Source organism: Rudaea sp., from assembly GCF_036560865.1.
In the GTDB taxonomy this organism is placed as follows: Bacteria; Pseudomonadota; Gammaproteobacteria; order Xanthomonadales; family Rhodanobacteraceae; genus Rudaea.
In genome coordinates, this window is record NZ_DATBQK010000093.1 from 1 (window position 1) to 7,000 (window position 7,000).

Annotated in this window: 7 protein-coding genes; 5 read left to right on the forward strand and 2 right to left on the reverse strand. The window is 62.1% G+C overall.

Annotation, left to right across the window (positions count from 1 at the left end; all coding sequences use genetic code 11):
• Positions 1 to 302: 2-dehydropantoate 2-reductase N-terminal domain-containing protein (locus VIE67_RS09645; RefSeq protein ID WP_332025632.1), on the reverse strand; the 302-nt coding region annotated here is incomplete at its 3' end.
• A 355-nt stretch (positions 303 to 657) separates the two neighbouring features.
• Positions 658 to 1,458, reverse strand: a complete 801-nt coding sequence (locus tag VIE67_RS09650) for an FKBP-type peptidyl-prolyl cis-trans isomerase N-terminal domain-containing protein (RefSeq protein WP_332025634.1) — start codon at positions 1,456 to 1,458, stop codon at positions 658 to 660.
• A gap of 236 nt (positions 1,459 to 1,694) precedes the next feature.
• On the opposite strand from VIE67_RS09650, the gene VIE67_RS09655 reads away from it, so the two are divergent.
• The 5 genes from VIE67_RS09655 (at position 1,695) to VIE67_RS09675 (ending at position 6,803) form a co-directional block, all read left to right on the forward strand.
• The gene (locus VIE67_RS09655) at positions 1,695 to 3,587 is read left to right on the forward strand and encodes an ATP-binding cassette domain-containing protein (RefSeq protein WP_332025636.1); all 1,893 of its coding nucleotides are present in this window, start codon (positions 1,695 to 1,697) and stop codon (positions 3,585 to 3,587) included.
• A 421-nt stretch (positions 3,588 to 4,008) separates the two neighbouring features.
• A complete protein-coding gene (locus VIE67_RS09660; RefSeq protein WP_332025638.1) occupies positions 4,009 to 4,506 on the forward strand; it encodes a hypothetical protein in 498 nt (165 codons plus the stop codon).
• 13 nt (positions 4,507 to 4,519) lie between these two features.
• A complete protein-coding gene (locus tag VIE67_RS09665) occupies positions 4,520 to 4,894 on the forward strand; it encodes a GntR family transcriptional regulator (RefSeq protein WP_332025640.1) in 375 nt (124 codons plus the stop codon).
• The gene (locus tag VIE67_RS09670; RefSeq protein ID WP_332025642.1) at positions 4,891 to 5,778 is read left to right on the forward strand and encodes an ABC transporter ATP-binding protein; all 888 of its coding nucleotides are present in this window, start codon (positions 4,891 to 4,893) and stop codon (positions 5,776 to 5,778) included. The genes VIE67_RS09665 and VIE67_RS09670 overlap by 4 nt, the downstream gene beginning before the upstream one ends.
• Complete coding sequence (locus tag VIE67_RS09675) at positions 5,775 to 6,803, forward strand: hypothetical protein (RefSeq protein WP_332025644.1); 1,029 nt, start codon at positions 5,775 to 5,777, stop codon at positions 6,801 to 6,803. The genes VIE67_RS09670 and VIE67_RS09675 overlap by 4 nt, the downstream gene beginning before the upstream one ends.
• Positions 6,804 to 7,000: the final 197 nt, after the last annotated feature.

Here is a 7,000-nt window from a genome sequence, read left to right on the forward strand (position 1 = left end):
TCGAGCACATGGCTCAGATCCGCACTGCCGTCTTCGTCCGGCGGCGTGCCGACCGCGATGAAGATCAATTGCGCGTGCGCGATCGCGGCCTGTGCGTCGGTGGTGAAGCGCAGGCGCTTCCTGGCGCGATTCGCGGCGACGAGATCGCCCAGTCCCGGCTCAAAGATCGGAATCTCACCCTGATCCAGGCGCGCGACCTTCGCCGCGTCGATATCGACACAGACGACTTCGTTGCCCACTTCGGCGAGACAAGCACCGGTGACGAGGCCGACATAGCCGGTGCCAAAAATACTGATGCGCATCAAACCACCCTCAACTCACCACGCGTAAGGAACGCATTGTAAAGAGTTACCCGATCGGTGCTGAAACTCTGCCAGATAGTCCCCTCTCCCGCTTGCGGGAGAGGTTGGGTGAGGGAAAGTCTGCGAAAGCCTCGCAATCTTCCCCTCATCCGCGTTACACGCCGCTCCTGCGGCGTGCCCTTCGGGCCGGCTGCGCCGTTCGCTTCGGCTTCCTGCCTTCGCAGTCGGCACCTTCTCCCGCACGCGGGAGAAGGGAACATTAGCTGGCTTTAGACGCCAATCAGAAAGTTGGAAACAAGAAAGGCGCGGTGTTGGCCGCGCCTTTCTTTATCTACTGCAAAACCCGCTTTGCTTGTTACTTCTTCACCGGTGCTGCCGCCTTCGCGTCGCCAGCGGCGGGTGCGGGCGGCTCGATGCTGACCAGGGTCACGTCGAAGATCAGGGTCGCGTTCGGGCCGATCGGGCCCGGGCCACCTTCGCCATAAGCCAGCTTGGCCGGCACAAAGAACTTGTACTCCGAACCGACCGGCATCAACTGCACGCCTTCGGTCCAGCCGGGGATCACGCCGTTCAACGGGAACGTGGCGGGACCGCCGTGATCGGCGGACGCATCGAACTTGGTACCGTTGACCTTGGTGCCGACGTATTCGACCTTGACGATATCCGTAGCCTTCGGCTTCGGACCGGTACCGGCCTTGATCACCTGGTACTGCAAGCCCGTCGCGGTTTCCTTCACGCCCGGCTTGGTCTTGTTGCTGGCCAGGAAAGCGTCGCCTTCGGCCTGATTCTTCTTCGCGTCTTCGGCCATCTTCGCGGTCTGCTTGGCCTGCAGCTTCTGCATGAACTCCTGCTTCACTTCCTGCATTTCAGGCTCGGTCAGCACAGGCTTGGTGCCCTTCAGCGAATTCTGCAAGGTCGCGATCAGCGTGTTGATGTCGACTTCGTCCTTGATCTGGCCAAGATTCTGGCCGATCTGGCTGCCGACGAGATAACCGAACTTTTCCTTCTCGCTCTTGAACTTTGCGTCGATCGCCGCCTTGTTCGCGGACGGCGCCGCGGCTGCGGCGACCTTGTCCTGCGCGAACGCAGTGCCGCCGACGGTCATCGCTCCGGCTACGGCGGCCGCGATCAGGGTTTTACGCAAAAACTGGGTCATATCTGCTCCTGGCATATCTATACGAAATCGTTGGATGAGTCCGGATCGGACTCTGGGAAGGTGCCCTCGAATGGCTCTGAGGGCGCAAAAGGCCGCGTATTGTGCGGCCCCGCATGCCCGAAGGCAAATGAAACCGGTCGCTTCGACCCGCATGGGCGGCGCGGGTTCCCGCGGGATTCTCCTTTCGTTCAGCTATCAGCCGATGGATCGCAACCGATCCCGGTTAAAATGTCGGCATGCTGCGTTTCGACGATCTCGCGCTGCGGCGCGGCCCCCTGCTTTTGCTCGAACATGTCGATCTGGCCCTGCACGCGGGCTGGCGCATCGGCGTGAGCGGACGCAATGGCGCTGGCAAATCCAGCCTGCTCGCACTGGTCGCCGGCGAACTGTCGCCCGACGCAGGTCATTTCGAACGCCCGCGCGGCTGGACGATGGCCTTCGTGCGTCAGGAAATCGCCGCACTGGACGTCAGCGCGCTCGACTATGTGCTCGACGGCGACGTGGAATTCCGTCAGGTCGAGAAAGACCTTGCTGCGGCCGAAGCTGCGCACGACGGCCTGCGTCAGGCGACATTGCACGAGCGCCTGCTGACCATCGGTGGCTACGCTGCGCGTGCGCGCGCCGGCGCCTTGCTGCACGGGCTGGGCTTCGCCAATGGCGACGAGACGCGCAACGTGCGCGACTTCTCCGGCGGCTGGCGCATGCGCCTGAATCTTGCGCAGGCGCTGATGTGCCGCTCCGATCTGCTCCTGCTCGACGAGCCGACCAATCATCTGGATCTCGACGCCGTGCTCTGGCTCGAAGGCTGGCTCAAGCGCTATCCGGGCACCCTGCTGGTGATTTCGCACGATCGCGAATTTCTCGACGCGGTGGTCACGCATATGCTCAGCATCGCCGATCAGCGCGCCGAATTGTTCAGCGGCAACCTGACCGGTTATGAACGCAAGCGCAGCGAACGTCTGGCGCAGCAACAGTCGATGTACGAAAAGCAGCAGCGCGAACGCGCGCATCTGCAGCGCTTCGTCGATCGCTTCCGCGCGCAGGCGACCAAGGCGCGCCAGGCGCAGAGCCGCATCAAGGCGCTCGAACGCATGGTCGATATCGCGCCGATTCGCGCCGCGTCGCCGATCCGTTTCGAGTTCCGCGAACCCGCGGCGCTGCCGGTGCCGCTGCTGCGCCTGAACGAGGTGGCCGCGGGCTACGGCAAGCGCCACGTGCTCGATGGAATCAAGCTGAGCCTTTCGCCGGGCGACCGTATCGCCCTGCTCGGTGCGAACGGTGCGGGAAAATCCACTTTTATAAAACTGCTCGCCGGCGCCGCACAGCCGCTTGCCGGCGAACGCATCGCCGCGCGCGATCTGGCAATCGGTTATTTCGCCCAGCATCAGCTCGAGCAGCTCGATGCGGACGCGACGCCGGTCGAACATCTCAAGCGCCTAGACGGCAAACTCGGCGAAGCCTCGGCGCGTGATTTTCTCGGTGGCTTTGGCTTCAGCGGCGAGCGCGCGCTGAATATCGTCGCGCCGTTTTCCGGCGGCGAGAAGGCGCGCCTGTGTCTCGCGCTGACCGTATACCAGCGGCCGAACCTGCTGCTGCTCGACGAACCGACCAACCATCTCGATCTGGATATGCGCGAGGCATTGACCGAAGCGCTGAACGACTACACCGGCGCGCTCGTGCTGGTCTCGCACGATCGCTCGCTGATCCGCACCTGCTGCGACACCCTGCTGCATGTTGGCGGCGGCCGCATCACCGACTATGCCGGCGATCTGGACGACTACTCGCGCGCGGTGCAACGCGAGAATACCGATGCGTCGGTCGGCGCTGCGGGCATGCCGGCATCGAGCGGCCGGCGCCGCGACGAGCGTCGCGGGCGCGCCGAGCAGCGTGCGAAGCTGGCGCCGCTGCGCAAGGAGATCCAGCGCATCGAGCAGCGCATGGCCGCACTCGAAAGAGAAAAGCAGACGCTCGGCAGCAAGCTTGCCGATCCGCAGCTCTATGCGACCGCATCCACCTCGCAGATGCTCGATTTCAGCCAGCGCTCCGCCGTGCTCGCCGCGGAAATCGACGCGCTGGAACACGCGTGGCTGGCTGCCCAGCAGGAACTCGACCAGGCCGCAATCGCCTGAGGAATGCGAGCTCGGTACAGCAATTTCATCGCGACACTACGCAAATCCCCTATCCCAAGGTTGATCTGAACAAGTCGTCATTCCGGCATTCGCCGGACTGCGAAGGCAGGATGCCGAAGCGAACATTCGCACAGCGAATGGCCCGAAGGGTGAGCCGCGGAAGCGGCGAATAATGATGACCAACGGGTTGTTCAGGGGTTCCCAAGCCGCCGGAACGATAGTCCACGTGGCTGCTGGCATTCCATACACCCTTTCAAATGTCACGCATTACACTGATTTTCATATTGTTATTTCACAAACCGCAGCCGCGCTAGGCCCACCATGATTTTATTTGAACTTCCCTGTTGACATTACGTGATCTGGTGTTATAGTTACATACAACACTACTACTTCAGTTCACACTGATCCCACGGAGAAGAACATGAACGCGTCCACCCCAGTCATTCGACTCAGCCTGTTCGCGCTGACTGGCGCGATGATTCTCGGTGCAGCCACTCTGCACAACCGCGTGCCCGCCGCGACAGCAGCGGCAACGACCCTGACCGCAATCACCCTGCCGACGATTTCGGTGCGCCCGAGTGCGGAAGAAATCGCCGCCGCCAATGCCGCGGTCGAACAATCGCTTCCCACTCTGCCCACCGTCTATGTGCGTCCGAGCGAGGAAGAAGTGATCGCCGCGCGCATCGATCCAACCGATCGCATCCAGATCCTGTCGACGATCACCGTCTACCCCGACGCCGAAGCGATCGCCGCGGCGGCACAACCGGCAATGATCGGCAATATCGCCCCGGACGCCGACGAAGACAGCAATGGAATGCTCGACGCCGTACTGATCGAAGCTGCCGAACATCATCGGCTGCGCTTGGACATGCCCTACTATTCGTTGGGCAAAGTGCTCGCACGCACTCACAAGAATTGAGTCAAGGATACCCATGACCGTCACCTGGAACGACAATGCCCCGATCTATCGCCAGTTGCGCGATCGCGTCGTGGCGATGATTCTGGACGGCGTGCTCAAGCAGGGCGATGCCCTGCCATCGGTGCGCCAGGTCGCGGCGGATTTTCAGTTGAATCCGATCACCGTGTCCAAGGCGTATCAGGAGCTGGTCGACGATAATCTGGTGGAAAAACGGCGAGGGCTTGGCATGTATGTAGCGGAAGGCGCGCGCGCTGCGCTGTTGCGTTCGGAGCGGGAGCGTTTCCTGCGCGAGGAATGGCCGCTGCTGCGCGAGCGCCTGGTCCGGCTCGGCCTCGATCTACCCACCTTGCTCGCGCAGACGAAGAATACCAACGGAACGACACCATGACACCCGACGTCAACAACACCGACTCCGCCAGCAACATTGTTCGCGCGCGCGGTCTGACCAAACGCTACGGCACGACGCTCGCGCTCGATCATGTCGATCTCGATATCCCGGCCGGGCGCATCGTCGGCCTGATCGGTCCCAACGGCGCCGGCAAGACGACGGCGCTCAAGGCTATTCTCGGGCTGGCCGAATTCGATGGCGAGCTTTCGGTGCTCGGTCTGGATCCACGCCACCAGCGCACGGCCCTGATGCAGCAGGTCTGCTTCATCGCCGATGTTGCCGTGCTGCCGCGCTGGCTCAGAGTCGGCGATGCGGTCGACTTCGTCGGTGGCGTGCATCCGCGCTTCTCGCGCGACAAATGCCTCGCCTTCCTCGCGCGCACCAAGATCAAGTCGACCCAGTGCGTGCGCGAACTGTCCAAGGGCATGATCGTGCAACTGCACCTGGCGCTGGTGATGGCGATCGACGCGAAATTGCTCGTGCTCGACGAACCGACCCTGGGCCTGGACATCCTGTATCGCAAGGAGTTCTACGCCAGCCTGCTCAACGACTATTTCGACGAGCAGAAAACCATCCTCGTGACCACGCATCAAGTCGAGGAAATCGAGCATATCCTCACCGACCTCATCTTTATCCGGGACGGCAAGCTGATACTCAATGCGAGCATGGAAGACATCGGCGAACGCTACGCCGAAGTGATGGTCGCGCCGGACAAGGCCGATGCCGCGCGTGCGCTGAAGCCACTCAGCGAACGCCAGGTTTTCGGCAAATCCATATTTCTGTTCGACGGCGTGGATCATGCGCAGCTCGCCAGCCTGGGCGAGCTGCACAAGCCGAGCATTGCCGATCTGTTTGTCGCCACGATGAAAGGAACCTACGCATGAACGCGGTCGCAACCACGAACGCCCCTACACCCGTCAGCGTATTTGCCTGGCTGGTCAAACGCGAATATTGGGAGCACCGCGGCGGTTTTTTCTGGACGCCGCTGATCGTTGCGCTGGTCTTCATCTCGATCGTTCTGCTGGTCCTGATCACGGCCGATATCACCGCGCACCAGCACGGCATCAACGTGAGCGGCATGAATCTGGGTCAGCTCGCGGAAAAAATGACGGCGGAGAACACGGTGAAATTCGCCGCGGGCGTGGATATCGGCCTGCTCGGCATGAGCGCGCCGATCGGCATTGCGCTGGCCTTCGTCGTGTTCTTCTATCTGCTCGGCGCGCTCTACGACGATCGTCGCGACCGCAGTGCGCTGTTCTGGAAATCGTTGCCGGTGTCGGATTTGAGCACGGTGCTGTCGAAGGTTGTGGCCGCCGTTCTCGTCGCGCCGCTGCTGGCCACCGCCGCAATTATCATGCTGCACCTGGCCTTCCTCACGCTCACCAGCCTGTACGCCATGCTGCACGGAGTAAACCCGCTGCCCTTGCTGTGGTCGCCGGATCACCTGATCGCGCTGTGGCTCAAGCTCCTCATCCTGATCCCGATCAATGCACTATGGGCGCTGCCGACGGTCGGCTGGTTGCTGCTGTGCTCGAGCTTTGTGCGCTCCAAGCCGTTCCTGTGGGCGGTACTGCTGCCGCTGCTGGTCGGTGCTATCGTGGCCTGGATCAATCTGCTGCAGCAATTCGCGTTGCCGAGCGGTTGGTACTGGAAAAACATCTTCGGTCGCATCGTGTTCGGCGTCGTACCGGGCGGCTGGGTCAGCGCGGGTCTGGCGCGCGTCAGCAACGTCAACGGCGATATCAACGTCGGACTCAACAAGCTCGACTTCATGCACAACTTTTTGTCCGTGGACGGGCTGCTCAACGTGCTCATGTCCCGCGAATTGTGGATCGGCGCCGTTGCCGGCGTCGCGATGATCGCGGCCGCGGTGTACTTCCGCCAGAAGCGCACCGAAACCTACGCCTGATCCTGGTCAATCGCCGGACCGCTCACAGGCGGTCGCTGACGACCCGATAGGCGTCACCGTCGCGCACGACACCGGCCTGGTTGAGATCGACCTCGCCTTCGAGCCAGTAACGGTCGAAGCCCGCGTCGGTGCGGCGGAACACCACGGCGTATTTGCGGTAGACGTAGAACAGGTCGTCGTATTGCAACTGATCTGGA